The organism is Paenibacillus sp. 05T425, from assembly GCF_056396205.1.
The window spans coordinates 1-469 of record NZ_JBFTLA010000088.1 but is presented as its reverse complement, the minus strand read 5'-3'; the positions used below and the strand labels follow the sequence as shown (position 1 = coordinate 469).

Here is a 469-nt window from a genome sequence, read left to right as displayed (position 1 = left end):
CTTTGTGCACGAGGAAGCTGGCGTAATCGCCGTTCCAGTCGATCAAGCCGCCGCGATCCAGTTCCAGGATACGGGTTGCAAGGTTCTGCAGGAATGAACGGTCGTGCGTGATGAACAGTACGGCGCCCTGGAAATCCTTCAGCGCTTCTTCAAGCCAGGCGATGGCACCGATGTCCAGGTGGTTGGTSGGYTCGTCGAGCAGCARCAGGTCCGGTTCGGAAACCAGCGCCTGAGCCAACAGGACGCGACGACGCCAGCCGCCGGACAATTCGGCGAGGGTCTTGTCGGCAGGCAACTGCAGACGGCTCAAGGTGCTGTCGACCAGTTGCTGCAAGCGCCAGCCATCTCGGGCTTCGAGGTCGTGCTGGACGTGCATCAGCTTGTCCAGATCGGCGTCAGTGACGATGTTCTGGCTCAGATGGTGATATTCGGCAAGCAACGCACCAACGCCGTCGAGGCCTTCGGCGAC

1 protein-coding gene is annotated in these 469 nt (G+C 60.9%); it reads right to left on the bottom strand.

Going from position 1 to position 469, the window contains the following annotated elements:
- Nucleotides 1-469 (bottom strand): ATP-binding cassette domain-containing protein (locus AC1DF0_RS32205; RefSeq protein WP_477577641.1); only part of this gene is annotated, 469 nt, incomplete at both ends.